Raw genomic sequence first — 25,536 nt, forward strand, 5'->3', positions numbered from 1 at the left:
GCGGGCGCCTATGTCCACGGCCTGTTCGAGCGTGGCGAGGCCCGCGCGGCGCTGCTGGCGCCGCTGGGCCTGGCGATGACGCCGCGCGACCATGCGGCCACGGTCGACGCGGCGCTGGATGAGATCGCCACGATGTTGGAGCGGTCGCTGGACATCGAGGCGATCGCACGGATCGCGGGGCTGTAAAACGATCGGCCGCCGGGCGGTTTCGATAGCGCTCGCCCCCTGCCGCACGGCAAGATGGCGCTTGAGATTCCCGTGAGGACCCGCCGTATGACGTCCACCCATCCCCGCGCTATCTCCGCCCTGCGCGCCTTTCTCCGGAGCGAGTCCGCCGGCGGGCTGCTGCTGATGGGGGCGGCGGCCCTGGCGCTGGTGATCGCCAACTCGCCTTTGGCCAAGGACTATTTCCACGCCCTGCATATCCATGTCGGCGGCCTCAGCGTGGCGCATTGGGTCAATGACGGGCTGATGGCGGTGTTCTTTTTGCTGGTCGGGCTGGAGATCAAGCGCGAGATGGTCGACGGCGAGCTGTCCACCTGGTCGCGCCGCGTGCTGCCCGGCGTCGCGGCCCTGGGCGGCATGATCGTCCCGGCCCTGATCTATGTGGCGGTCAATCTGCAGGCTCCGGCCAATCTGCGCGGCTGGGCCATCCCGGCCGCCACCGACATCGCCTTCGCCCTGGGGGTGCTGTCGCTGCTGGGATCGCGCGCGCCGGGTTCGCTGAAGATCTTCCTGGCCACCCTGGCGATCATCGACGACCTGGGCGCCATCCTGATCATCGCGGTGTTCTACACCGACCACCTGACCCTCTGGGCCCTGGGCGGCGCGGTCGCCACCCTGGTCGTTCTGGTCGCGATGAACCGCTTCAAGGTTATGAGCTTGTGGCCCTATCTGCTTGTCGGAGCTGCGCTTTGGTTCTTCTTCCTGAAGTCCGGTGTCCACGCCACCCTGGCCGGGGTGATTCTGGCCATGACTATTCCGATCACCAAGTCGTCCGCCCGCCCAGACGACGAGCATTCGCCGCTGCACCGCCTGGAGCACGGCCTGGCGCCCTGGGTGGGCTATCTGGTCGTGCCGGTGTTCGGCTTCGCCAACGCCGGCGTCGCCCTGGGCCAGGTCGGCCTGGCCGAGCTGACGGCGCCCGCCACCCTGGGCGCGGCCTTGGGTCTGTTCCTGGGCAAGCCGATCGGGGTGGGCCTGTTCTGCCTGGTGGCGATCAAGCTGGGCTGGGCCCGGCGGCCCAGCGGCGCCTCCTGGACCCAGCTGTTCGGCGTCTGCGCCCTATGCGGGATCGGCTTCACCATGAGCCTGTTCATCAACAACCTGGCCTTCAACGCCGAGATCCTGAGGGACGAGACCAAGATCGGCGTGCTGGTCGGCTCGCTGCTGTCGGCCCTGCTGGGCTGGATGGTCTTCAGTCTGGCCAAGGACAAATTTGTCAAAAGGCGTTGAAACGCGCGTTTGCGACAGGCCTTGCCAGCCGTCGCGACACGGCGTCTGATCCTTGGTCATAAACGCGGGGCCAGCCCGCTCTCGGCGAGGAACGCATGACCGGACGGCGCTCATCCTGGACCCTGGCGGCCTTCGCCGCGCCCTGCCTGCCCTTGGCCGCCCTGGGCCTGCCCTTGGTGGTCTATCTGCCGGAATACTATGTCAGCGAGCTGGGCCTTTCGTTGTCGATGGTGGGGGCGGCGTTCCTATTGGTGCGGCTGGCCGACATCATCCTGGACCCGATCCTCGGCGGGATCATGGACCGCACGCGGACCCGGATCGGCCGCTTCCGACCCTGGCTGGCGGCCGCCGCCCCCGTGCTGATGATCGCGGCCTTCGCCCTGTTCATGGCCAAGCCCGGCGTCGGGCCGATCTATCTCTGGGCTTCGCTGGTCGTCTGCTACATCGGCTATTCGATGGCCGTGCTGTCGCACACGGCCTGGGGTTCGGTGCTGTCGCCGGACTATCAGCAGCGCTCGCGGATCTATGGCTGGTGGCAGGCGGGCAACGTCGTCGGCATGATCCTGGTGCTGCTGCTGCCGCCCGTCCTGGCCCTCGTCTTCAAGGGCGACCACGCCGCCGGCATCCACGCCATGGGCTGGTTCATCATCATCCTGCTGCCCCTGACCTTCCTGCTGGCGATCGGCGTGGTCGGCGAGACCAACGTGCCGCCGGTCAAGCACGAGGCGGGCCTGCGGCAGTACCTGGGCCTGATCAAGCGGCCGTCGGTGCGCAAGCTGTTGATCGCCGACCTGCTGATGGGCCTGGCGCCGGGCATCGCGGGCGCGCTGTTCTTCTTCTTCTTCGAGCGGATCAAGGGTTTCGACAAGGCGACCGCCGGCATCCTGCTGCTGATCTATTTCGTCGCCGCCCTGCTGGGCTCGCCGATCTGGCCCGCCCTGGCCAAAAGGGTTGGCAAGCACAAGGCCCTGGCCATCGCCTCGGTGATCTACGCGGTCGTGCAGGTTGGATCGGTCTTCACCCCCAGCAACCAGGGCGGCTTCGGGTTCAACGCCTCCACGATCGTCGGCATGGGCATACTGGTCCTGGCCGGCCTGCCCTATTCGGCCGCGCCCCTGCTGGTGCGCTCGATGATGGCCGACATCGGCGACGAGGAACGGCTGGCCAGCGGGATCGACCGCACAGGCCTGCTCTACGCCGTCGTCAACGGCACGGTGAAGCTGGGCCATGCCCTGGCCATCGGCGTCTTCCTGCTGCTGTCGTGGCTGGGCTTCGACCCCAAGGTTCCCAGCGTGCAAGGCGACACCGCCTTGATCGCCCTGTACGCCGTGGCCCCCGCGGTCCTAGGCCTGCTGGTGTGCGCCGTCATCCTGCGCTATCCGCTGGATGCGACCGCCCATGCCGAGATCCGCCGTCAGCTCGACGAACGGGACGCGGCCGAGCCCCTTCCCAGCCCGAGCCCGGAACCGCATGCCTCTCCCCTCGTCCACCCCAGCCCCGCTGAATGATCCACGCGAGAAGGATCAACATCCGCTCTTCACGCTGATCGACATCATGGCCAGGCTGCGCGATCCCGACGGCGGCTGTCCGTGGGATCTGGAGCAGACCTTCGCCACGGTCGCGCCCTATACGGTCGAGGAGGCCTACGAGGTCGCCGACGCCATCGAGCGCCATGACCTTTCCGACCTGAAGGAGGAGCTGGGCGACCTGCTTCTGCAGGTGGTGTTCCACGCCCGCATGGCCGAGGAACAGGGCGCATTCGACCTGGCGGGCGTGGCCCGCGCGATCAACGACAAGATGGTCCGTCGCCATCCGCATGTGTTCGGCGATCATGCCTACGAGAACCAGGACGCCCAGAGCGCCGGCTGGGAGGCGTTGAAGGCGCAGGAGCGCAAGGCCAAGGCCAAGGGCGGGGTCCTGGACGACGTGCCGGCTGGCCTTCCGGCCATGACCCGCGCCGTCAAGCTGACCAAGCGCGCCGCCCGGGTCGGCTTCGACTGGCCCTCGACCGACGAGGTGCTGGACAAGCTGGCCGAGGAAGTCGCCGAGCTGAAGGTCGAGATCGCCGCCGGCGACAAGGCTAAGGCGCGCGAGGAATTGGGCGACCTGTTATTCGTGGTCGCCAACCTGGCCCGCAAGCTGGACGTCGAACCCGAGGACGCCCTGCGCGCCACCAACGCCAAGTTCGTGCGGCGCTTCGGCTTCATCGAGGCCGAGCTGGCCAAGGACGGCCGCACGCCGGACCAGTCCGACCTGGCCGAGATGGACGGCTTGTGGAACGCGGCCAAGGCGGCGGAGCGGAAGTAGTCGCGGTCGGGGACACGCACCCGTGCATGTCCCCGAACAGGATCAGTCTCCGGTGGCCATGACCCACACATTGGGGAACTGACGCTCGAACCGACCCAAGGCCTGGGCGTCCAGGCGAGCGATCAGGCGCACGCCCCCCTCGTTCTCGTCTTCGCGGCTTTCCACGCGGCCGTTACGATAGATCCAGGCCAAGGCCTCGCCGTCCGCGGCCGCCAGGCGCACCGCGACCGGCGGGGTGTCGTCGATCAGCCCGCCAACGCGACGAAGCAGCTCGGCGCAGCCTTCGCCGGTGACGGCGGAGACGAGCGAGGCCCCTTGCCGTCTGGCCTGGCCGTCGAGGATTTCGCGGGCCTCGCCCTCGACTAGGTCGATCTTGTTCCAGACCTCGATCAGGGTCTTGCCCTCGGTCTCGTCGCCGTCGGCGCCCAGGACCTTCAGCTCGGTCAGGACCTTCTGGACGTCGCGGGCCTGGGCGTCGGTGTCGGGATTGGCCACGTCGCGCACGTGCAGCACCACGTCGGCCTCCTGCACCTCCTCCAGCGTGGCGCGGAAGGCCTCGACCAGTTCGTGCGGCAGGTCGGAGATGAAGCCGACGGTGTCGGACAGGATCGCCGGCCGCCCGTCGGGCAGCTTCACGGTGCGCAGGGTCGGGTCCAGGGTGGCGAACAGCATGTCCTGGGCCACGACCGTGGCGTTGGTCAGGCGGTTGAACAGGGTCGACTTGCCGGCGTTGGTGTAGCCCACCAGAGCCACGGTCGGGTACGGCACCTTCTTGCGGGCGCTGCGGTGCAGGGTGCGGGTGCGCCGCACCTCGTCCAGCTCGCGCTTGAGCTTGATGATGACGCCGGCGATCAGGCGGCGGTCCAACTCGATCTGGGTTTCGCCGGGGCCGCCGGTGTTTCCGGTGCCGCCGCGCTGGCGCTCAAGGTGGGTCCAGGTGCGGACCAGGCGCGAGCGCTCGTAGTCCAGCCGGGCCAGCTCGACCTGCAGCTTGCCCTCGCGGGTGCGGGCTCGGCGGGCGAAGATCTCGAGGATCAAGCCCGTACGGTCGACGACCTTGACGTTGAGTGCGCGTTCCAGATTGCGCTGCTGGACCGGGGTCAGCTGGTCGTCGAACACCGCGACGTCGATCTTCTCGACCTCGCAGATGGCGGCGAACTCCTCGATCTTGCCCTTGCCGAACAGGGTGGCGGGGGTGACCAGGCGCAGGGGCGCGATCGCGGTCTCGACGACCTCGAGATCCAGGGCGACGGCCAGGCCGACGGCTTCCTCGAGGCGCACGTTGGGATCACGCGCCTCGAGAACCGACTGGCCGCGCGTCGGGCGCACGGGATGGATCACGAAGGCCCGCAGAACCGGGACAGCGTGGTCGATGGACTTGGAAGTGGATTTGGTCAAACGCTAGGAATCAATCGTCTTGATCAGCGCTCGGCTCGTACAGTTGCACGGGCTGGGCCGGCATGATCGTCGAAATGGCGTGCTTGTAGACCAGTTGGGACTGGCCGTCGCGGCGGAGCAGAACGCAGAAATTATCGAACCAGCTGACAACGCCCTGCAGCTTCACGCCGTTCACCAGGAAGATGGTCAGCGGCGTCTTCGACTTGCGCACGCTGTTCAGGAAGGTGTCCTGAAGGTTCTGTTTTTTTTCGGTCGACATGGGGATTCCCCTCTTATTGTTTCGGAGGGCCACACGCCCCCCACACAAACAAGTTCAGACTAAAGCATTTTTCGCCGGTTGGTATGACCAATTGGCGAAGAAAGTGCGCAAATCCGCCTAGAGCTAGACTAACGATCTCAAGCATTTTCGAGGGAAATAGGTTCCGGTTCGCCCAAAGAAATGCGTTAAAACAAGCGTCTAGAATCCCAGTCCGGTGCGAAGAAGTCGGGCAGCGCTCTAGATCGCGGCGGCCTTGGCGTGCTCGATATAGAGACGCCGAAGCCGCGTCGCCACCGGTCCGGGCTTTCCATCGCCGATCATGGCGCCGTCGACGCTGACGATCGGCAGCACCAAGGTCCCCGCTCCGGTGATGAAGGCCTCCTTGGCGGCCTTGGCCTCTTCCACGGTGAACGGCTGCTCGGCGATCGGCAGGCCGGCCTCGGCGATCACCTCCAGCAGGCTGGAACGGGTGATGCCGCGCAGGATGTTGGCCTGGGTGTCGCGCGTGCGCAGGCGCCCCTGCGCGTCGACGATCCAGGCGTTGGACGAAGCGCCTTCGGTGACCAGGCCCAGCTCATCGACGAACCAGGCCTCGACCGCGCCGCGTTCCCGCGCCGCCTGCTTGGCCAGGGCGTTGGGCAGCAGGCCGATCGACTTGATGTCGCAGCGGCCCCAGCGGTTCTCCGGCACGGTGATCACGGCCTGACCCTTGGCGGCCTTGGCCTCGGCGGCCACGCGATCGACACGCTTGGCGGTGATCACCACGGCCGGCGGCACGGCGGGATTGGGAAAGGCGTGATCGCGCGGAGCGACGCCGCGGGTCACCTGCAGATAGACCATGCCCTCGACCAGCTTGTTGCGGCGGATGGCCTCGCGCAGCACCACGGTCAGGGCCTTTTCGCTCATCGGATGGGCGATCTTCAGCTCGTCCAGGCTGCGCCACAGTCGGGCGAAGTGCCCGGCCGCATCGGCCAGCTTGCCCCCGAACACCGCCCACACTTCGTAGACGCCGTCGGCCAGTTGGTAGCCGCGATCCTCGATATGCACGGCGGCCTCGCCATGGCGCACGAACCGGCCGTTCACATAGGCGAAACGCGACATTCAACACTTCCCTTTCAGGCAAATTCAAACCGCGCATCCCGGCGAATGCCGGGACCCAGATCCCATAGCGGTGTGGCTGACTAGAGGAGCGATGCGCCTATGGCGTAATCCCCCAGCCATTCCATCTGGGTCCCGGCTTTCGCCGGGATGAGCGGTGCTTTGTTACTCTTCCTCTTCGACTCGTGCACCGGCGACGCCAAGAGATTTGAGTTTCCGGTGCAGGGCCGAGCGTTCCATGCCGATGAAGTTGGCGGTGCGTGAAATGTTGCCGCCGAACCGCAGGATCTGGGCGTTCAGATATTCCCGCTCGAACAGCTCGCGGGCTTCGCGCAGCGGCAAGGCGATGATCCGTTCGGCCCCGATCGCCCCGGCGTTGCCGCCGGAGGGCTGTTCGTTGGCGTTCAGCATCTCGGCGGTGATCAGATCGCCGGGCTCGCCCGAGGCCAGGATCAGCATCCGCTCGACGTTGTTGCGCAGCTGCCGGACATTGCCCGGCCAGGCCTGCACCTGCAGCGTCGCCAAGGCGTCCTCGCCCAGCCGCCGCCGCTGCAGGCCAGTGGCTTCGCAAATGCGCTCGACGAAGTAGCTGATCAGTTCGGGGATGTCCTCGCGGCGCTCGGACAGGCCCGGCACGCGAACCGGCACGACGTTCAGGCGATGGAACAGGTCCTCGCGGAACCGTCCGGCGGCGATCTCCTCGCGCAGCTCGCGCGAGCTGGACGAGATCACCCGCACGTCGACCTGGACGTCGTTGTCGCCGCCCACCCGGCGGAAGCGCTGCTCGACCAGGACCCGCAGGATGCGGCTCTGGGTCTCGCGCGGCATGTCGGCAACCTCGTCGAGATAGAGGGTGCCGCCGTGGGCGCGTTCGAACACCCCGATCTTGCGCGGACGACCGCCCTCGCCTTCTTCGCCGAACAGCTCGACGTCCAGGCGCTCGGGGGCCATGCCCGCGGCGCTGACCGCCACGAACTCGTTGCGCGAGCGGGTGCTGGAGCCGTGGATCAGTCGAGCCACCAGCTCCTTGCCCGAACCGGGAGGACCAGAGACCAGCACCCGGCTGTTGGCCGGGGCGACCTTGGCGATCAGCTGACGCAGGGCCTGCGCCGCCGCCGATTTGCCCATCAGGCCGTCGGAGCTGAAGCTCTGCACCCGCAAGCGGCGGTTTTCGCGCTTGAGGTTGGCCGCTTCCAACGCCCGTTCAACGACCAGCAGCAAGCGGTCGGATTTGAACGGCTTTTCCAGGAACTCGTAGGCGCCGCGTTTGATGGCGCTGACGGCGGTCTCGATATTGCCGTGGCCCGAGATCATGATCACCGGCAGGTCGGGGTCGAGCGCCTTGACCATGTCGAGCAGCTCCAGCCCGTCCATCCCCCCGCCCTGCATCCAGATGTCCAGCACCAGCAACGCGGGCTTTCGAGCCCGCAAGGCGGCCAGCGCCTGGTCGGAATCGGCCGCGACCCGCACCGCATAACCTTCATCCTCAAGGATGCCGGCCACCAGTTCGCGGATATCGACCTCGTCGTCGACCACCAGCACGTCAGCGCTCATATCATCTCCTCTACGCCGTTCTGGGCGTTGGCGGCGGCGAGCCGCGCGGTCGTGGGGAACTTCAGGATGACCCGGGCGCCGGTTCCGTTCAGCGCGTCGGTCAGGACCAGTTCGCCTTCGTGGTCCTCCATGATCCGTTTGACGATCGCCAGCCCAAGGCCGGTGCCCTTCTCGCGGGTCGTGACATAGGGTTCGGTCAGCCGGTCCCGGTCGCGGGCCGGCAGGCCCACGCCGTTATCCTCGACGACGACGCACAGATGCTCGTCGTCGGAGACCAGGCTGGCGACGATGCGGCCGGCCGGCTCCGGCGAGACTTGCCGGCGTCCGCCCACGGCCTCGCCGGCGTTCTTGAGGATGTTGGTCAGGGCCTGGCCGATCATCCCGGTGTCGCAGCTGATCCAGACATCCTCGCCCGGCTCCAGCAGCACCACCTCGGTCTCGGCGTCGACGAAGCGCTGGGCGAACACCGCCTGGCGCAGCATCTCGGTCAGGTCGGCAGGCGCGAAACGCGGCGCGGGCATCCGAGCGAAGGCCGAGAACTCATCGACCATCCGGCCAATGTCGCCGACCTGGCGGATGATGGTCTCGGTGCAGCGGTCGAAGGTGTCCAGGTCGCTGGTGATATCCTTGCGGTACTTGCGGCGAATGCGTTCGGCCGACAGCTGGATCGGGGTCAGCGGGTTCTTGATCTCGTGGGCGATCCGTCGGGCCACGTCCTTCCAGGCGGCGTTGCGCTGGGCGGCCACCAGGCGCGTGATGTCGTCGAAGGTCAGGACCAGGGCGCCGACCGCGTGACCGGCTCCGCGGAAGCGCAGCCGCCGGGTCTCGCCGCCGCGGATCACGTCGATCTCGATCTCGGCGTTCGGTTTGCCGCCGCTGATGTCCTGGATCACGGTCTCCAGCTCGGGGACGACCTCGACCAGCGGCTGGCCCACGGCGTCGTCCGTGAGGGCCAGCAGATCGCCGGCGCGTCGGTTGAGCGCGGTGATCCGGCCCTCGGTGTCCAGACCCACGACGCCGGCGCTGACGCCCGACAGAACGGTTTCGATGAACTGGCGGCGCGACTCCGCGTCGAGGCTGGCCACCCGCAGGGCGGCCTGCTGAGCCTGCAGATCGGTGGTCATCATGTTGAAGGCGATCGACAGAGCGCGGATCTCCTCCGGGCCGATCTCGACGTCCACCCGCGCGTCCAGGTCGCCGGCCGACACGCGACCGGCCGCCTGGACCAGGCCGGAAACCGGGGCGGCGATCGAATTGGCGGCGGCGATGCCGACCCAGACGGCGGCCACCAGCACCAGCAGCGCCGTCTCGATATAGCTGAGGCCGAAGATGACCTGGATCCGCGCCTGGTTCTTGGCCGCCTCGCGATACGAGATCAGCGATTCCTCGGATTCGATCAGGTGGGCCAGGATGCCCTTGTCGATCGGTCGGGCGACATAGAGATAGGCGTCGGGAAAAGCCTTCAGGCGATAGAGGGCCCGGAACAGGTCTTCCTCGACGAAGCGCTGCGAGGTGATGTCGCCGCTGTCGGTGCGGCTGAAGCTCGACGGCGGCGGCGCCAGGAACGGCGGAGCGTCGTCGGTTTCAGCCCGAGCCAGGATCCGGCCGTCGCGATCCAGCACATAGGCGGCCGAGAAGCCGTTGTCGTCGGCCAGGCTGCGCAGGAAGTGGCCGAAGGCGACAGGCGACTCGGCCAAGGTCGGGGCGGCCTGGTTCAGCGTGCCCGCCATCGGTCCGACATGCTGGCTGATATAGGTGGTTTGCTCGGTGACGTATGAGCGCGCCACGGTGGCCGAGTTCTCGACGACCGTGCGCACGCGCTCGCTGAACCAGGCCTCGACGCCGCGATTGACCAGTACGCCGAAGAACAGGGCGACGATCACCGCGGGGGCTACGGCGGCCAGCGAGAACAGACCCACGAAGCGCAGGTGCAGGCGCGCGCCGGCGTCGCTGGCCCGCGCATCGACCAGGTCCAGCAGCCGCCAGCCCACGATGCCGGCGACGCAGAGAATGAGGGCCAGGTTGAAGCCGAGAACGATCAGGATGACCGTGGTGGCCGGTCCGATCGGTCCGGTGGCGGGCGGAGACGAGGCCAGGCCGACAGCCGTCGCGGTCAGGGCGACCGCCAAGCCGTAGGCCCCGCCGAGCGTGAAGCGAGATCGCAGCAGCTCGCGCCACCAGGCCCGGCTGAACCGGGTCGGGGGTCCTTCAAGCTCCAGCACGGACGGAACGGACGCCATTGACCAAGTTTAAGGGGCGCTGTGCCCTAAACTCAACAGGTATGTGCCAATTAAGCGTCAGCGGTGGCGTTACAAAGTGTCCATCCGCACAAAGCGCCCCTCAGTCGGTCCAAAAATAGGACGAAAAACCTCGCTGGTTCGATTTCAGCGTCGGCCGCGCGTCATCTCGACGCCCAGGTCCTGGATTTTCTTGCGCAGGGTGTTGCGGTTGAGTCCCAGGATCTCCGCAGCCCGGACTTGATTCCCACGGGTCGCCGACAGCGTCAGCTGAATCAGCGGCCGCTCGACCTCCTGCAGCACCCGGTCGTAGAGACCCGCGGCCGGCACGCCGTCGGGCTGGTCGGCGAAATGAGACGACAGGTGGCGCTCGACCAGGCTGGCCAGGGTGACCGGGCCCTCGTCGGTGTGGGCGGCCGGGGTGTGGTCCTGCAGTTCGCGGTCGACGATGCGGGCGGTGATCAGTTCCTCGGCATAGAGGGCGCACATTCGCCGGATCAGGTTCTCCAGCTCGCGCACATTGCCCGGCCAGGCGTGGGTCTTCATCCGGTCCAGGGCGCTGGAGTCGATCGTCTTGGACGGCAGGCCCTCGCGAGCGGCGCGCAACAGGAACGTGCGGGCCAGGTCCGGGATGTCCTCGGTGCGGTCGCGCAGCGGCGGCAGGCGCACGGGCGCGACGTTGAGACGGAAGAACAGGTCTTCGCGGAACAACCCCTGCTGGATCAGGCCCCGCAGGTCACGATTGGTGGCGGCGATGATCCGCACATTGGGCCGGCGGCCGGTCTTGGGATTGAGCACCGGCTCGGTGCCGTCGATCACCCGCAGCAGGCGCGTTTGGGCGTCCAGCGGCATGTCGCCGATCTCGTCCAGGAACAGGGTGCCGCCGTCGGCCTCGATCAGGCGGCCCTGGTCGCCCTCCCCGCGCCCAAACAGCTCGGTCTCAACCCGCTCGCGCGGAACCGCGGCCAGGTTGATGACCACGAACTTGCCGTCGCGGCGACGGCCCAGCTCGTGCAAGGCGCGGGCCACCAGCTCCTTGCCGGTGCCGCTTTCGCCGAGGATCAGCACGGTCAGGTCGGCGCCGACCAGGCGGGCGATCGTGCGATAGACCTCCTGCATAGGGGCCGAGCGGCCGATCAGCGGCAGGCGCTCGTCGCGCATGGCCCTCGCCTGGGCCTTGGAGGCCTCGGCGTCGGCGGGCCGAGACAGGGCCCGGCGCGCGGCGGCGGTGACATCGTCCAGGTCGAACGGCTTGGAAACATATTCGAACGCGCCCGCATCGGCGGCGTTGACCGCCGTCAGCAGGGTGTTCTGGGCGCTCATCACGATGATCGGCAGCTTCGGCCGTTCCTTGCGGATGCGCGGCAGCACGTCGAACACGTTCTCGTCGGGCATCATCACGTCGGTGACGACCAGATCGCCCTCACCGTCCATCACCCACTTGAGCAGGGTGGTGGCGTTGCCCGTCGCCCGCACCTGATAGCCCAGCCGGGTGAAGGCCTGGCTGAGCACCAGGCGCACCGAGCTGTCGTCGTCGGCGATCAGGATCTTCTTGCTGGCGGCGTTCATGCGTGGGCGTCTCCAGTGGAGGGGGCAAGCTTTCCGGTCGCCATCGGCAGCAGCACGCGGAACACGGTGCGGCCGGGCTCGGATTCAAAGTCGATCAGGCCGCCGTGGCTGGTCACCAGTTTGGTGACCAGGGCCAGGCCCAGACCGGTGCCGTTGGCCTTGGTGGTGACGAACGGCTGGAACAGGTGATCGCGCAGGCTGTCGGGCACGCCCGGGCCGTTGTCCTGCACGCGGATCTCGATCGGCGCGCCGGCCGAGGCCCTGCCGTCGGCGCCGCGCACCCGGACACCGGGGCGCCAGGCGGTGTGGATCGACAGGATGCCCTGGCCGTCGCCGCGCGTATGGGCGGCCTCGGCGGCGTTCTTGACCAGGTTCAGGAACACCTGGATCAGGTGATCTTCGTCGCCCCAGACGTCCGGCAGCGACGGATCGTAATGCTCCTGCAGCGCCAGGCCGTCGGCGACGCCGTTGACCACCAGGGCGCGGACGCGGTCCAGAACCTGGTGGATGTTGACGGCTTCGCGCGGGCCCGGGACCTCGTCGGAGAAGGCCTCCATGCGGTCGACCAGGCGGCGGATGCGGTCGGTCTCGTCGACGATCAGTTGGGCCAGGGGCTGGTCGGCGGCGCTGGCGCCGGTCTTCAGCAGCTGAGCCGCGCCGCGGATGCCGGCCAGCGGGTTCTTGATCTCATGGGCCAGCATGCGCCCCAGGCCCACCACCGAGCGCAGGCCGGCGGCGTCGGAGGCCCGCTCGACGCCCAGAACGCCCTTGACGTGCAGGGTCAGCATCACCGAGCCGTCGCCGAGGGGCGCGGCCGCGCCGTCCGCCTCGAACGGCGGCTGGCCGAACAGGTTGACCTCGACCCCGTGCTCGCGGACCAGGGCCCCTTCGAACAGGGCGCGGTCCATCATCGAAACCAGCACCGAGCCAGGCGGCAGAGCGGCGCGGAACCGGCCGCGGGCCAGCAGCGACAGGCCCTGGCCGAACAGAGCCTCGGCGGCCTCGTTGACCGCGACCAGCGCGCCCTCCCGGTCGATGACCAGGGCGGGTTCGGGGCTGAGGTCGAAGGCGGCGACCTTCAGGCTGTCGGCGACCTTGGTGGGGGCGATGCGGGCGTGATCGGTCATGCGGCCAGCCTCTGGTCGGCCAGCCACAAGGCGGCCAGGCCGTCCTCGATCGCGGCGGGATCCTCGAGCCGACACAGGGCGGCGCGGGCGGCGCGGCGAGCCTCCTCGCTGTCGGGCCACGGCGCGGCGTCGATGTAGGAGGCCAGGTGCTTGCGGAACATCTTCAGCCCCAGGGTCTGGCCGTAGAAGTCCAGGCTGCGGCGGAAATGGGTGACCGCGATGGCCAGGCGCTCCTCGGCGTCCGGCTCGCGGAAGCCTTCGCCGCGCAGGGCCGCCTCGATGGCCTGAGCGAGCCAGGGGCGGCCGTAGACGCCGCGCCCGATCATCACCCCGTCGGCGCCCGATTGGTCCAGAGCCAGGCGGGCGGTGTCGCCGTCGACGATGTCGCCATTGACCAGCACCGGCACGCCCACCGCCTGCTTGACGGCGGCGACGGCCTCCCAGTCGGCCTCGCCCTTATAGAACTGGCAGCGGGTGCGGCCGTGGACGGTGATGGCTTGCGCCCCGGCGTCGACGGCCCGGCGGGCGATGTCGACCGCGTTACGGCTGTCGTCGTCCCAGCCCAGGCGCATCTTGACGGTGACGGGAACATCGACCGCGCGGACGGCGGCGGCGACCAGGGCCTCGGCCAGGTCGGGCTCGCGCATCAGAGCCGAGCCCGAGGCCACGCCGCTGGTCACCATCTTGGAAGGGCAACCGAAGTTCAGGTCGATGATCTGGGCCCCGGCGTCGGCGGCCATGCGCGCGCCCTGGGCCATGAAATCGGGATCGCGGCCGACCAGCTGGACGACCATCAGCGGCAGGCCCTCGCCCACCGCGGCGCGGCGCACGGCGTCAGGCCGTCCGCGCGCGAACTCGGCGCAGGCCACCATTTCGGTCGCCACATAGGCCGCGCCCAGGCGGGTGGCGGTTTCCCTGAAAGGCAGGTCGGAAACGCCCGTCATAGGCGCGATCCAAACACGCCCAGGCACCTCGACCTTGCCGACTGCGAGATTATTGCTCATTTTATATGCATCCCCACCGCACTGTTTTTAGGCACATTGTGCGGCGCAGTAAACCCTCCTTCTCTGGACAAGTTCGGACATGCGGCTAAACAGCCACAATGACCTTCTCCGCCGTCATCGTCGCCGCCGGCTCCGGCGCCAGGGCCGGGCCGGGCCAGGCCAAACAATGGCGTGTCTTGGCTGGGAAACCTGTCTTGCGCTGGTCGGCGGAAGCTCTGCTGGCCGGCGGCGCCCAAAAGCTTGTGATCGTGGCCGATCCGGACGCCCGCCCCACCCTGGAAGCCGCTCTGGACGGCCTTTCCGGCTGGACGACGACGGCCGGCGGCGTGACGCGCGCCCTCTCCGTTCAGGCGGGTCTGGCCGCCCTCGCCGACCGGCCCGCCGATGAGCCGGTGCTGATCCACGACGCCGCCCGGCCCTTCCTCGGCGCCGCAACAATCCAAGCTGTGCTGAAGGCCCTCGGCGACGCCGATGGCGCGATTCCAGCCTTGCCGGTGGCCGATACGCTGAAAAGTGGAGCGCTCGACGCGGCCGTTGTCACGAAACCGCGTAACGACCTGTGGCGCGCCCAGACCCCCCAGGCCTTCCGCCGCGATCGGCTGCTGGCGGCCTACGCCGCTTGGACGGGGTCGGACGAACCCACCGACGACGGCCAGGTGGTCGAGCGCCACGGCGGGCGGGTCATCGTCACGGCCGGCGATCCCATGCTGATGAAACTGACCTATCCGGAGGACTTCGCCATGGCTGAGCAACTGGCCGGCCGCGCGCGGATCACCCGCATGGGCCAGGGCTTCGACGCCCACCGGTGGGGTCCCGGTGACTCCGTCTGGCTGTGCGGCGTCGAGATCGCCCACGATGAGACCCTGATCGGCCACTCCGACGCCGACGCCGGCCTGCACGCCCTGACCGACGCCATCCTGGGCGCGATCGGCGAAGGCGACATCGGCGACCATTTCCCGCCTACAGATCCGCAATGGAAGGGCGCGGCTTCGGACAAGTTCCTGCGCCATGCCGTTGATCTCGTCCGTCAACGGGGCGGAACCTTGGTCAATGTCGACGTGACCCTGATCTGCGAGCGGCCCAAGATCAAACCGCACCGGGCGGCGATGCGCGAGCGCCTGGCCCAGATTCTGGACCTGCCGCTGGACCGGGTCAGCGTCAAGGCGACCACCACCGAGGGCATGGGCTTCACCGGCCGCGGCGAGGGCCTGGCCGCCCAGGCGATCGCCGTGGTCGAGACGCCGGCCTAGGTTTCCGCCAAGATAGACCGACGCAGGAGTCGCCGATGTTCCCGCTCGAAATCCAGACCCTGGCCCGCCTGCTTATCGACGAGGCGCGCGAGAAGTCGCTGCGGCTGGCCACGGCCGAGAGCTGCACCGGCGGGCTGGTGGCCGGCGCGATCTGCAACATTTCCGGCGCATCCGACGTCTTCGAGCGCGGCTTCGTCACCTACACCAACCGGGCCAAGTCCGAGATGCTGGGCGTGCCGGGCGACCTGATCGCCGACCACGGGGCGGTGTCCGAGGTCGTGGCGCGGATGATGGCCGAGGGCGCGCTGGAGGCCAGCAATGCCCATGTGGCGGTCTCGATCACCGGCGTGGCCGGGCCCGGCGGCGGCTCGCCCCTGAAACCGGTCGGCACGGTGCATTTCGCCGTGGCCCGCGCCAACCGCTCGGTCATCCACCGCCATGAGCTGTTCGACGGCGAGACGCGCGAGGGCGTGCAATTGGCCGCCGTGCGCACCGCGCTGGAAATGCTGCGCGAGGCGGTGGCCTAGATGCCCGAGGCCGCGCCCAGCGACTGGCGGCGCTTCGTCGGCCTGGAGCTTTCCCGGGCCGCCCTGGCCAAGGCGGCGACCCGCAAGACCGAGCTGCGCCACGCCGTCCGGGTGTCGGCCGCGGTCGTGGCCGCCTACGCTCTGGCGACCCTGCTGCGCCTGCCCCAAGGCTATTGGGCGGTGTTCACCGCGGTGATCGTCGTCCAGTCCAGCCTCGGCGCCACGATCACCGCCTCGATCGAGCGGCTGATGGGCACGGTGGTCGGCGCGGCCGTCGGGGCTGGAGCCGCCATGCTGCACGCCCGCTGGCCCGAGGCGGGCGGTCCGATCCTGGCCGTGACCGCCGCCCTGCTGGCCTTCCTGGCCGCCGTTCGTCCGGCCTTCAAGGTGGCGCCGATCACCGCCGTGATCATGCTGATCGGCACGACCACCCACCTGGATCCGGTCGTGGCCGCCTTCCTGCGGACAGCCGAGATCACGGTCGGCAGCGTGGTGGGCGTCGCGGCCACCCTGCTGATCTTCCCGGCGCGGGCCCACACCACGGTGATCGAGAGCACGGACAAGGTGGCCCGTCTGCTGGCCGAGCTGCTGGAGCACTACGCCCTGAAGCTGAAGGGCGGCGAGACCCACCTGGAGCCCCGCGGCCACTACGACGACACCTTGAAGGCCCTGTCCAAGCTGCAGGCCGCCATGACCGAGGCCGATCGCGAGAGCGCCAGCCGGCTGAGCGACCATTCGGTGACCGAGGCCCTGCCCCGCACGCTGTGGAGGTTGCGCAACGACAGCGTGATGATCGGCCGGGCGCTGCATGAGGCTTTCCCGTCTCCGGGCCTGGCCCTGCTCTCCGCGGCCATGCTGAACGTGGGCGCGACGTTCCTGCGCGCCTGCGCCGGCCTGCTGTCGGGCGGCCCCCGCCCTGATCGCCTGGCCTTCGCCGAAGCCCACCAGGCGTTCCAGGCCGCCGTCGAGTCCCTGCGGGCTGGCGGCGGCACGCGGGCCCTGGCCTTCGACGACGCCGCCCGGGTGTTCGGCCTGGTGTTCGCGATCGAGAACCTGTTCGGCAATCTCGGCGACTTCGAGGAGCGGGTCGAGGAAACCGTCGGAAAGCGGGCCTAGACCCAGGCGTTCATGGAGCTCTCCCTCCACAAGTGAGTAATCACTTGCATTGTGTCGCGGCAGTGCTAGCGTCGCCGTCATGAACGCCAAACCCAAGATCGAACGCGCCGCCCTGGAAATCTTCGTCGACAAGGGCGTCGATGCGGCCACCACCAAGCTGATCGCCGCCAAGGCGGGGGTTTCGGAGGGCGCGATCTACCGCCACTGGAAGAGCAAGGACGAGCTGGCGCTGGGCCTGTTCATGGCCACCCATCGCCGCCTTTCGGACCTGATCACCACCAACGCCGACCAGGCGAGCGGCATCCAGGCCAAGGCCTCCGCCGTGGTCAGGGCCTATTGCACCGTGGCCGACGAGGACTGGCTGCTGTTCGCCTTCCACCTGCTGCAGCTGCACCACTTCTTGCCCTACTACCAGGAGGACGGCCGTGATCCGGTGACCATGGTCGAGAGCCTGATCAAGCGGGCGATGATGGACGCCGAGCTGCCGCCGGGCGATCCGCGGGTGGTCGCCGCCATGGCCATCGGCGTGATCACCCAGACCGCCCAGAACAAGGCCTACGGCCGCCTGGGCGACGACGCCCTCTCGGCCCACGCCGGCTTGATGACCGCGGCGGTCCAGGCCGTGCTCTCCGCCCGCTGAGACCTTCAAGCCCTCCCCACTCCAAGGGACCTCGAACCATGCGCAGCGCGCTGTTCAATGCCTACTACTGGGTGCTGTCGATCTTCTACGGCCTGTCGGCCGCCCTCTCCGCCCTGCTCCCGGGCCGTAGGCCCATCGCCTTCGCCCTGCGGCTGTACAGCCAGCGGATGATCTGGGCGTTGCGGGTCCTGGCCGGGGTGAAGATCGCGCTGAAGGGCCAGGAAAACCTGCCCCAGGGCGCGTTCATCATCGCCGCCAAGCACCACAGCTGGGGCGACGGCTTCGTGATGTTCGCCAATGTCGACAACCTGTCGTTCGTGACCGGCGACCACCTGGAGAAGTTCCCGCTGGTCGGCCGGATCCTCAGGAAGTTCGGGGCCATCGTGGTCGACAGCTGCGGCGGACCCGAAGCCCGCGCGGCGCTGTCCAAGAGCGCGGCCCAGGTCGCCGCCGAGGGCCGGCGCATTCTGATCTATCCGGAGGGCCACCTGGCCGCGCCGGGCGAACGCTTCCGCTACCGCACCGGCGTCTATCATATGAGCCAGGACTTCGGCCTGCCGGTGGTGCCGGTGGCGACCAACCTGGGCTGTTTCTGGAAGCAGCAGGACAAGAAGAAGACCGCTGGTCAGGCGACGATCGAGTTCCTGCCGCCCCTGCCCCAGGGTCTGTCCAAGGCCGAGTTCATGGCCCAGATGGAAGACGTCATCGAAACCCGCACCAACCAGCTGATCGCCCAGGCGCGCGGCGAGGCGGTCAAGCCGTCGGTGCTGGTTGAATGGAACGGGCGCAAGACCGTGGCGCACGCCGCAGCAGTCGTCGCCTGATGATTTTTCCAGTGTTGGCGATCGAGGTTTCGCTCGCCCTAGGCGTCTATCTGGCGGCGCGGTGGCGGGGCCGGAAGCCGCGGGCGATCCTTATCTTGCTGCTGCTCCTCGCCATTGCGCCGCCGCTCTTCGGGGCTGTCTGGGCGCAGACTTTCCAGGTAGAGCCGATTTCGGTGGTGGCGTTGCCCCGTCCAGCCTGGATCGCGGACGCTCTCAAATACGCCTTCTACGCCAGCGTCGTCGTTGGTTTGGCGGTTCCGCTGATGGCAAAGGGGTATCGGATCCCTGCAGCGGCGTTCTCGCTTTGCCAAATCCCGCTGACCTACTTCGTCTGGTTCGTTGGATTTATGGCGGTCACCGGAAGCTGGATCTAGCTTAGAGCTCGACCGGGCACTCCGCCGGGATCGGCACGAACGTCCCGTCCTCCCGGCGCTGATCGAAATGCTTCGTGGCGCAGCCGGTCGAGCACAGGATACCCTGGTCCGACCAATACAGCGGAGCATGGTCCTCGTGGCGGAACGCCGGCGCGCCCCAGGCCAGGCCGCATTCCACGCAGGCGGGAGTCTTGGTCAGCATCAGTCGAGAGCCTCAGGCGCGGGCTGGATGGTCACGCTCTCGCCGCAGCCGCAGGCGTCGGTTTCGTTGGGGTTGTTGAACACGAACTTCGACGACAGCTTGGTGGTTTCGTAGTCGATCGTGGTGCCGATCAGGAACAGCACGGCCTTGGGATCGATCAGGATGGTCACGCCCTGGTCCTCGACCACCTCGTCGATCGGTCCCTGCTCGGCGGCGTATTCGAAGATGTATTCCGAGCCCGCGCAGCCGCCGTTCTTCACGCCCACCCGCAGCCCGGCATAGGGCTTATCGGCCCGGTCCATGATCTCCTTGACCCGCGCGGCGGCGGCCGGGGTCAGGGTGACGACCTTGGGGCGGGGGCGACGGACGCGGGGGGTGACGGCGGCTTCCATGGGATTCGAACCGATCAGAACATGTTCAGTTGCAGCTTGGCCTCGTCGCTCATCCGCGAGGGATCCCACGGCGGCTCGAAGACCAGGTCGACATGGCACGACTTGATGCCGTCCAGCTCCATCACCGCGTCGCGCACCCAGCCGGGCATCTCGCCGGCCACCGGGCAGCCCGGAGCGGTCAAGGTCATGTCGATGGCCACGTCCTTGTCGTCGTTGATGTCGACCTTGTAGATCAGGCCCAGCTCGTAGATGTCGACCGGGATTTCCGGGTCGAACACCGTCTTCAGCTTCTCGATCAGCTGATCGGTCAGGCGATCGAGTTCCGCCTGCGACAGCGCGGACGGGGTGGCCAAGGAAGAGGTTTGCTCGGTCATGTCAGCTCAACTGAAGAAACTGCGGGCCTTGGCCAGCGCGCTCACGAACGCGTCGGCCTCGGCCATGGTGTTATATAGGGCGAACGAGGCGCGGGCGCTCGACGTGACGCCAAATCGCTTCATCAGCGGCTCGGCGCAGTGGGTCCCGGCGCGGACAGCCACGCCGTAGCGGTCCAGCACCTGGGCCACGTCATGGGCGTGGGCGCCCTCGACCACGAAGCTCAGCACCGCGCCCTTGCCGGGCGCCGTGCCCAGGATCCGCACGCCGTTGACGCCGTCCAGCTGGTCGACGACCCGTTGATAGAGGGCGTGCTCGTGGGCCAGGCCAGCGTCGCGGTCGATGCCGTTCAGCCAGTCGATGGCCGCGCCCAGGCCGACCGCCTCGAGGATCGCCGGGGTGCCGGCCTCGAACCGATGCGGCGGGTCGGCGTAGGTGATGGTCTCCATCGACACCGAGCCGATCATCTCGCCGCCGCCCTGGTAGGGCGGCAGGGCCGCCAGGCGCTCGGCCTTGCCGTACAGCACGCCGATGCCGGTGGGGCCGTACAGCTTGTGACCGGAGAAGACGTAGAAATCGACGTCCAGGGCCTTCACGTCGACCTTGCTGTGGACGATGGCTTGGCAGCCGTCCAGCAGCACCGGCGCGCCGGCCGCATGGGCCAGGCGGACGATCTCGGCGGCGTCGTTGATGGTGCCCAGCACGTTCGACATGTGGCTCATGGCCACTATCCGGGTGCGGTCCGACAGCAGGCCCTTATAGGCCTCCATGTCCAGCCGGCCGTCGTCGGTGACGGGCACGAACTTCAGCACCACGCCGTAGCGCTCGCGCAGGAAGTGCCACGGCACGATGTTGGCGTGGTGCTCCATCTGCGAGATGACGATCTCGTCGCCGGCCTTCAGCGAGCGGCCGAAGGTGTCGGCGACAAGGTTGACCGCTTCGGTCGCGCTCTTGGTCCAGACGATTTCCGACGGTTCGGCGTTGATGAACTTGGCCACGGTTTCCCGGGCGTTTTCGTAGGCCTGCGTCGTTTCGTTGGCGAGCGTGTGCAGGCCGCGGTGGACGTTGGCGTAGCTGGTGCGGGCCAGGCCCGTCATGGCGTTCAGCACCGCTTCGGGCTTCTGGGCGCTGGCGGCGCTGTCCAGATAGACCAGCGGCTTGCCGTGCACCTGGCGGGCCAGGATCGGGAACTGGGCGCGGATCGCCTCTACGTCGAAGGGGGCGTCAAATGCCATCAGACCGCCCTCCCCAACCTGGCGGCCACCCAGGCGGTCGCGATCTCGCGCGCGCCTTGGTGCTCGATGCGCTCGACCACTTCGCCCAGGAAGGCCTGGGTCAGCATGGCCTTGGCCTCGATCTCGGGAATGCCGCGCTGGCGGGCGTAGAAGATGGCTTCCTCGTCCAGGGCGCCGATGGTGTTGCCGTGGGCGCAGGCGACGTCGTCGGCGAAGATCAGCAGTTCGGGCTTGGCGTCGACCTCGGCCTTGTCCGACAGGATCAGGGCGTGGTGGCCCATGCGGGCGTCGGTCTGGTCGGCGCCGGGCTGGACGACGATCCGGCCCTGGAACACGCCGCGCGCCTGGTCGTCGACGACGCCCTTGGTCAGCTGGCTGGTGGTCCCGTCGACGCCGCCGTGGGTGACGACCGTGGTCTGGTCGGCGTGGCGCTGGTTTTCGAGGATGTAGACGCCGTCCAGCCGTACGCTGGCGTGGGCGCCGGGGTGATTGATCCGGGTCTCGATCCGCTGGCGGCGCGCGCCGGCGGTCAGGATGGTCTGGTTGAAGGTCGCGCCGGGGGCCAGGTCGACCTCGGCCGTGACCACGTCGATGGCCTCGGCATGGTCGTCGACCAGCACGATGCGTTCGACGCGGGCGCCCTCGCCCACGGCGATGTCCAGGGTGACGTCCGAGAAGTAGCCGCCCGCCCGGCTTTCGTGGCTTTCCAGCAGCACAAGGGTGGCGCCCGGCTCGACGACGATGGCGTAGGCGGCGGCGTGAGCCGCGCCCTCGGTGGCCGAGACGAAGCGCAGGGCGACAACGTCACCAGCGCCCGACTTGGCGGCATGGCGTTGGCGGCCGTTGACGAACAGGATCTCGTCGGCGGCCAGGCCGTCGAACGGTCCCTTGGCGACGTCGCCGTCCACCGCCGGCGAGGCCGGCGGCACGGCGCGGATCAGGCCGCGCAGATCGGTCCAGCGCCAGTCTTCGTCGCGGCGCGACGGCAGCTGGGTCAGGTCGCCGGTTTTCAGGGCGGTGGCGAGCGTCATGCGGCCGGCTCCACGAAATCCTCGTCCTTCGACAAGCTCAGGATGAGGATTTCGAATGAAGCGCCGCGTCCAAATTCGACCTCATCCTGAGCCTGTCGAAGGACGAGGTCGTGGCTGTGAGCCGGCCGCATCATGCCGCCACCGTGTACTTGTCGTACCCTTCGGCCTCGAGCTGAAGGGCCAGCTCCGGGCCGCCCGAGGCGACGATGCGGCCGGCGGCCAGCACGTGGACGCGGTCGGGTTTGATGTAGTCCAGCAGGCGCTGGTAGTGGGTGATGACCAGCATGCCGCGGTCGGGCGCGCGCAGGGCGTTGACGCCTTCGGAGACGATCTTCAGAGCGTCGATGTCCAGACCCGAGTCCGTCTCGTCGAGGATGAGGAACTTGGGCGAAAGCATCGCCATCTGAAGGATTTCCATCCGCTTCTTCTCGCCGCCCGAGAAGCCGACGTTCAGGCCGCGCTTGAGCATGTCGAAGTCGATCTTCAGCGCCGCGGCCTTCTCCTTGGCCAGCTTCAGGAAGGCCGGGGCGGCGATCTCGTCCTCGCCGCGCGCCCGGCGCTGGGCGTTCAGGGCCGTGCGGATGAAGGTCAGGGCCGGAACGCCAGGAATTTCCAGCGGATATTGGAACGACAGGAACACGCCCTTGGCGGCCCGCTCGTTGGGCTCCAGGGCCAACAGGTCCTCGCCATTGAGCGTCGCCGAACCCTCGGTGACCTCGTAGCCGCCCCGGCCGGTCAGCACGTAGGACAGGGTCGACTTGCCCGCCCCGTTCGGACCCATGATGGCATGCACTTGCCCGGCCGGCACCTCGAGCGTCAGGCCCTTGAGGATCGGCTTGTCGCCGACATTGGCGTGGAGGTTTTGGATGTTAAGCATTGAAGGCCGTGATCTTTTCGAGCGTCTGGATAGCGAACGTGGTCGGCTTGCCGGTCAGGGCCGGGGCTTCCCATTCATGTTCGGGGCTGTAGGCGGCGAGCTTGAGCAGCGTGGTCAGCAGCTCGCGCTCGGCGGCGGCGTCGGCATTGCCGCCCGACAGCAGCTTGGCGCTGCGGTCGATCAGCGGCGCCTCGTCGCCGTAGGGATTGATCCAAGTCCCGTGCGCCGCCTGGAAGGCCAGCTGGCGCGCGTACTTGTATTCCTTGTCGTTCAGGCCGAAGCGGACGGGCGTCATGTTCGATGTCGTCATTCTGTGACCGGCGCGTAGCGCTTGAACGTCAGCCGTTCGCCGGCCTGGTCGCGGATCGATAGCTTGTCGCCGCGAAACTTGGCTTCGCAGCCCTCGGCCGCACAGGCCTCCAACACGCGGCGGAAGGTGATCTGCTCCGGGCTTCGGAAGGCCGGTTGGTTAGGGATGCAGGTGCCTCCGAACGCAAGATCGCGCACGGCGAGACGATCATCCTTGACGCGGGCCTTGGCTTCGAAAGACAGGCCAGTCGCGCAGCCGCCGAAGACCTCGTCCGTTTCGAACTCGATCAGCGACGGGAGCGGCCGGTCATAGCGCGGCAAAGGCTTGCCGGCGACATCGGTCAAAACCCACACGCCCAACGCCTCAGCCCGCGGGGCGGACGCCAAGGCCAGGGCGAAAAGACCGGTCGCGAGCATCAACCCACGCTTCCTTCCAGCGAGATCGCCACCAGCTTCTGGGCCTCGACGGCGAATTCCATGGGCAGTTGCTGCAGCACGTCCTTGACGAAGCCGTTGACCAGCAAGGCCACGGCCTCTTCCTGCGACAGTCCGCGCTGCTGGCAGTAGAACAGCTGGTCGTCCGACAGGCGGGTGGTGGTGGCCTCGTGCTCGAACACCGACTGGCCGTTGCGGGCCTCGATATAGGGGATCGTGTGGGCCGCGCAGGTCTTGCCGATCAGCAAGGAGTCGCACTGGGTGAAGTTGCGCGCGCCCTTGGCCTTGGGATGGGCCGAGACCAGGCCGCGATAGGTGCTGGTCGACTTGCCGGCGCTGATGCCCTTGGCGACGATCCGCGACTTCGTATTGGCGCCCAGATGGATCATCTTGGTGCCGGTGTCGGCCTGCTGATGACCGTTGGTCACGGCGATCGAGTAGAACTCGCCCGAGCTGCCCTCGCCGCGCAGCACGCACGACGGGTACTTCCAGGTGATGGCCGAGCCGGTCTCGACCTGGGTCCACGACACCTTGGAGCGGTCGCCGCGGCAGTCGGCGCGCTTGGTGACGAAGTTGTAGATGCCGCCCTTGCCGGTTTCCGGATCGCCCGGATACCAGTTCTGGACGGTGGAATACTTGATCTCGGCGTCGTCCAGCAGCACCAGCTCGACCACGGCGGCGTGCAGCTGGTTCTCGTCGCGCATCGGGGCCGTGCAGCCCTCCAGATACGAGCAGTAGGCCCCCTTGTCGGCGATGATCAGGGTGCGCTCGAACTGGCCGCTGTCCTTGGCGTTGATGCGGAAATAGGTCGACAGCTCCATCGGGCAGCGCACGCCCGGCGGGATGTAGACAAACGAGCCGTCGGAAAAGACCGCGCTGTTGAGGCAGGCGAAATAGTTGTCCGACGTCGGCACGACGCTGCCCAGGTACTGCTTGACCAGCTCCGGATGCTCGCGGATCGCCTCGCTCATCGAGCAGAAGATCACCCCGACCGCCGCCAGTTCCTTCTTGAAGGTGGTCACGACGCTGACGCTGTCGAACACCGCGTCCACGGCGTAGCGCGGCGCGCCGACCACGCCGGCCAGCACTTCCTGCTCTTTCAGCGGGATGCCCAGCTTGGCGTAGACGGCCAGGATGTCGGGATCCACCTCGTCGAGGCTGGCGATCCCGGCCTTCTGGGTCGGCGCGGCGTAATAGTAGCTGTCCTGGTAGTCGATCTTGGGGAAGTCGACCTTGGCCCAGGTCGGCTCTTCCAGCTCAAGCCAGCGGCGATAGGCGTCCAGCCGCCAGTCCAGCATCCACTGCGGCTCGTCCTTCTTGGCCGAGATGAAGCGCACGATGTCCTCGGAGAGGCCCTTGGGGGCGAACTCCTGCTCGATATCGGTCGTGAAGCCGTGCTCGTACTTCTCGAGCGACGCGACGGTATCGATGGTCTCTTTGACCGCGGCCACTACGCCACCTCCCGGCGCCGAGCGCCGATACGCGAATAGGCGGCGAGCCAGGCGTCGCCGCAGGAAATCCAGTCTTGCTCCGTGCTCGCCCAGCCGCCGCTGACGCGCAGGGCGAACGGGGCCAGGTCCGCCCGGCCCATGGCGTCCACCACGCGGCTGGCCTTGACCTTGCCTGACGAGCAGGCGCTGCCGGCGCTGACCATCACCCCGGCCAGGTCCAGGTTCATCACCTGGATCTGCGAGGCGAAGCCCTCGGCGGCGAGACAGAGGGTTTGGGGCAGGCGTTGCGCGCCCTCCCCGAGCACCACAGCGCCAGCGGCCTTGACCCGTTCGGCCAAGGCGTCGCGCCATGTGCCTTGATTGGCCATCGAGGGCAAGTCGCGGACAGCCGCCTCGGCGGCCGCGCCGAAGCCGGCGATGCCCGCGACATTCTCGGTGCCGGCCCGGCGGCCGCGTTCCTGGCCGCCGCCGTGCTGCTGGCGCACGATCGTGG

General features: G+C 68.1%; 27 protein-coding genes and 1 pseudogene. 10 read left to right on the forward strand and 18 right to left on the reverse strand.

What is annotated here, in order from left to right; genetic code table 11:
* From WAL33_RS20765 to mazG, 4 genes and pseudogenes are all read left to right on the forward strand, one after another.
* A pseudogene (locus tag WAL33_RS20765) lies at positions 1–186 on the forward strand (cobyric acid synthase CobQ); the annotation flags it as partial.
* Between the two features lie 87 nt (positions 187–273).
* Entirely contained in the window at positions 274–1,455 is a 1,182-nt protein-coding gene (nhaA, locus tag WAL33_RS20770; protein ID WP_422183839.1) for a Na+/H+ antiporter NhaA, read from the forward strand.
* A 95-nt stretch (positions 1,456–1,550) separates the two neighbouring features.
* Entirely contained in the window at positions 1,551–2,963 is a 1,413-nt protein-coding gene (locus tag WAL33_RS20775; RefSeq protein ID WP_422183840.1) for an MFS transporter, read from the forward strand.
* Entirely contained in the window at positions 2,926–3,762 is an 837-nt protein-coding gene (gene mazG, locus WAL33_RS20780; protein WP_422183841.1) for a nucleoside triphosphate pyrophosphohydrolase, read from the forward strand. Before WAL33_RS20775 ends, mazG begins: the two co-directional genes overlap by 38 nt.
* Positions 3,763–3,804: 42 nt before the next feature.
* Here the strand turns inward: mazG and hflX are convergent, their stop codons facing one another.
* The 8 genes from hflX to dusB all read right to left on the reverse strand — a co-directional run bounded on the left by hflX (position 3,805) and on the right by dusB (position 14,008).
* Entirely contained in the window at positions 3,805–5,160 is a 1,356-nt protein-coding gene (hflX, locus tag WAL33_RS20785; protein ID WP_422183843.1) for a GTPase HflX, read from the reverse strand.
* A 10-nt stretch (positions 5,161–5,170) separates the two neighbouring features.
* Positions 5,171–5,419, reverse strand: a complete 249-nt coding sequence (hfq, locus tag WAL33_RS20790; protein ID WP_012286640.1) for an RNA chaperone Hfq — start codon at positions 5,417–5,419, stop codon at positions 5,171–5,173.
* Between the two features lie 237 nt (positions 5,420–5,656).
* On the reverse strand, positions 5,657–6,520 hold the full coding sequence (locus WAL33_RS20795; RefSeq protein ID WP_422183845.1) for a D-amino-acid transaminase: 864 nt from the start codon (positions 6,518–6,520) through the stop codon (positions 5,657–5,659).
* Between the two features lie 162 nt (positions 6,521–6,682).
* Positions 6,683–8,071, reverse strand: coding sequence for a sigma-54-dependent transcriptional regulator (locus WAL33_RS20800; protein WP_422183846.1), 1,389 nt, complete (start codon positions 8,069–8,071; stop codon positions 6,683–6,685).
* Positions 8,068–10,311: an ATP-binding protein gene (locus WAL33_RS20805; RefSeq protein ID WP_422183848.1), complete on the reverse strand. Its 2,244-nt coding sequence runs from the start codon at positions 10,309–10,311 to the stop codon at positions 8,068–8,070. The genes WAL33_RS20800 and WAL33_RS20805 overlap by 4 nt, the downstream gene beginning before the upstream one ends.
* A 144-nt stretch (positions 10,312–10,455) precedes the next feature.
* Positions 10,456–11,877, reverse strand: coding sequence for a sigma 54-interacting transcriptional regulator (locus WAL33_RS20810; RefSeq protein WP_422183850.1), 1,422 nt, complete (start codon positions 11,875–11,877; stop codon positions 10,456–10,458).
* Entirely contained in the window at positions 11,874–13,004 is a 1,131-nt protein-coding gene (locus WAL33_RS20815; RefSeq protein ID WP_422183853.1) for a two-component system sensor histidine kinase NtrB, read from the reverse strand. The genes WAL33_RS20810 and WAL33_RS20815 overlap by 4 nt, the downstream gene beginning before the upstream one ends.
* A complete protein-coding gene (dusB, locus tag WAL33_RS20820; protein ID WP_422183855.1) occupies positions 13,001–14,008 on the reverse strand; it encodes a tRNA dihydrouridine synthase DusB in 1,008 nt (335 codons plus the stop codon). The genes WAL33_RS20815 and dusB overlap by 4 nt, the downstream gene beginning before the upstream one ends.
* A 98-nt stretch (positions 14,009–14,106) precedes the next feature.
* Between dusB and WAL33_RS20825 the strand changes: the two genes are divergently transcribed.
* The 6 genes from WAL33_RS20825 to WAL33_RS20850 all read left to right on the forward strand — a co-directional run bounded on the left by WAL33_RS20825 (position 14,107) and on the right by WAL33_RS20850 (position 18,739).
* Positions 14,107–15,258 (forward strand): bifunctional 2-C-methyl-D-erythritol 4-phosphate cytidylyltransferase/2-C-methyl-D-erythritol 2,4-cyclodiphosphate synthase, encoded by a 1,152-nt coding sequence (locus tag WAL33_RS20825; protein ID WP_422183856.1) that lies wholly within the window; start codon positions 14,107–14,109, stop codon positions 15,256–15,258.
* Positions 15,259–15,293: 35 nt separating this feature from the next.
* Positions 15,294–15,785: a CinA family protein gene (locus tag WAL33_RS20830; protein ID WP_422183858.1), complete on the forward strand. Its 492-nt coding sequence runs from the start codon at positions 15,294–15,296 to the stop codon at positions 15,783–15,785.
* Positions 15,786–16,901: an FUSC family protein gene (locus WAL33_RS20835; protein WP_422183860.1), complete on the forward strand. Its 1,116-nt coding sequence runs from the start codon at positions 15,786–15,788 to the stop codon at positions 16,899–16,901.
* A gap of 79 nt (positions 16,902–16,980) precedes the next feature.
* On the forward strand, positions 16,981–17,541 hold the full coding sequence (locus WAL33_RS20840; RefSeq protein WP_422183862.1) for a TetR/AcrR family transcriptional regulator: 561 nt from the start codon (positions 16,981–16,983) through the stop codon (positions 17,539–17,541).
* Positions 17,542–17,579: 38 nt separating this feature from the next.
* On the forward strand, positions 17,580–18,365 hold the full coding sequence (locus WAL33_RS20845) for a lysophospholipid acyltransferase family protein (protein WP_422183864.1): 786 nt from the start codon (positions 17,580–17,582) through the stop codon (positions 18,363–18,365).
* Positions 18,366–18,460: 95 nt separating this feature from the next.
* The gene (locus WAL33_RS20850) at positions 18,461–18,739 is read left to right on the forward strand and encodes a hypothetical protein (RefSeq protein ID WP_422183865.1); all 279 of its coding nucleotides are present in this window, start codon (positions 18,461–18,463) and stop codon (positions 18,737–18,739) included.
* Between the two features lies 1 nt (position 18,740).
* Here the strand turns inward: WAL33_RS20850 and WAL33_RS20855 are convergent, their stop codons facing one another.
* The 10 genes from WAL33_RS20855 to WAL33_RS20900 all read right to left on the reverse strand — a co-directional run.
* On the reverse strand, positions 18,741–18,941 hold the full coding sequence (locus tag WAL33_RS20855) for a hypothetical protein (RefSeq protein WP_422183867.1): 201 nt from the start codon (positions 18,939–18,941) through the stop codon (positions 18,741–18,743).
* A complete protein-coding gene (locus WAL33_RS20860) occupies positions 18,941–19,333 on the reverse strand; it encodes a HesB/IscA family protein (RefSeq protein ID WP_422183869.1) in 393 nt (130 codons plus the stop codon). Before WAL33_RS20860 ends, WAL33_RS20855 begins: the two co-directional genes overlap by 1 nt.
* 14 nt (positions 19,334–19,347) lie before the next feature.
* Positions 19,348–19,707: an SUF system Fe-S cluster assembly protein gene (locus WAL33_RS20865; protein ID WP_422183870.1), complete on the reverse strand. Its 360-nt coding sequence runs from the start codon at positions 19,705–19,707 to the stop codon at positions 19,348–19,350.
* Between the two features lie 6 nt (positions 19,708–19,713).
* Positions 19,714–20,940, reverse strand: coding sequence for an aminotransferase class V-fold PLP-dependent enzyme (locus WAL33_RS20870; protein ID WP_422183872.1), 1,227 nt, complete (start codon positions 20,938–20,940; stop codon positions 19,714–19,716).
* A complete protein-coding gene (gene sufD / locus WAL33_RS20875; RefSeq protein WP_422183873.1) occupies positions 20,940–21,971 on the reverse strand; it encodes a Fe-S cluster assembly protein SufD in 1,032 nt (343 codons plus the stop codon). Before sufD ends, WAL33_RS20870 begins: the two co-directional genes overlap by 1 nt.
* A gap of 130 nt (positions 21,972–22,101) precedes the next feature.
* The gene (gene sufC, locus WAL33_RS20880) at positions 22,102–22,848 is read right to left on the reverse strand and encodes a Fe-S cluster assembly ATPase SufC (RefSeq protein ID WP_422183874.1); all 747 of its coding nucleotides are present in this window, start codon (positions 22,846–22,848) and stop codon (positions 22,102–22,104) included.
* A complete protein-coding gene (locus tag WAL33_RS20885) occupies positions 22,841–23,143 on the reverse strand; it encodes a hypothetical protein (RefSeq protein WP_422183876.1) in 303 nt (100 codons plus the stop codon). The genes sufC and WAL33_RS20885 overlap by 8 nt, the downstream gene beginning before the upstream one ends.
* Positions 23,144–23,154: 11 nt before the next feature.
* Positions 23,155–23,577 carry a hypothetical protein gene (locus WAL33_RS20890; protein ID WP_422183877.1) on the reverse strand — a complete coding sequence of 141 codons (423 nt, stop codon included), beginning with the start codon at positions 23,575–23,577 and terminating at the stop codon, positions 23,155–23,157.
* Positions 23,574–25,043 (reverse strand): Fe-S cluster assembly protein SufB, encoded by a 1,470-nt coding sequence (gene sufB / locus WAL33_RS20895; protein ID WP_422183879.1) that lies wholly within the window; start codon positions 25,041–25,043, stop codon positions 23,574–23,576. The genes WAL33_RS20890 and sufB overlap by 4 nt, the downstream gene beginning before the upstream one ends.
* A partial coding sequence (locus WAL33_RS20900; RefSeq protein ID WP_422183881.1) for an aminotransferase class V-fold PLP-dependent enzyme occupies positions 25,043–25,536 on the reverse strand: 494 nt, incomplete at its 5' end. The genes sufB and WAL33_RS20900, both read right to left, overlap by 1 nt.

The organism is Caulobacter sp. (assembly GCF_049283275.1).
Lineage (GTDB): Bacteria > Pseudomonadota > Alphaproteobacteria > Caulobacterales > Caulobacteraceae > Caulobacter.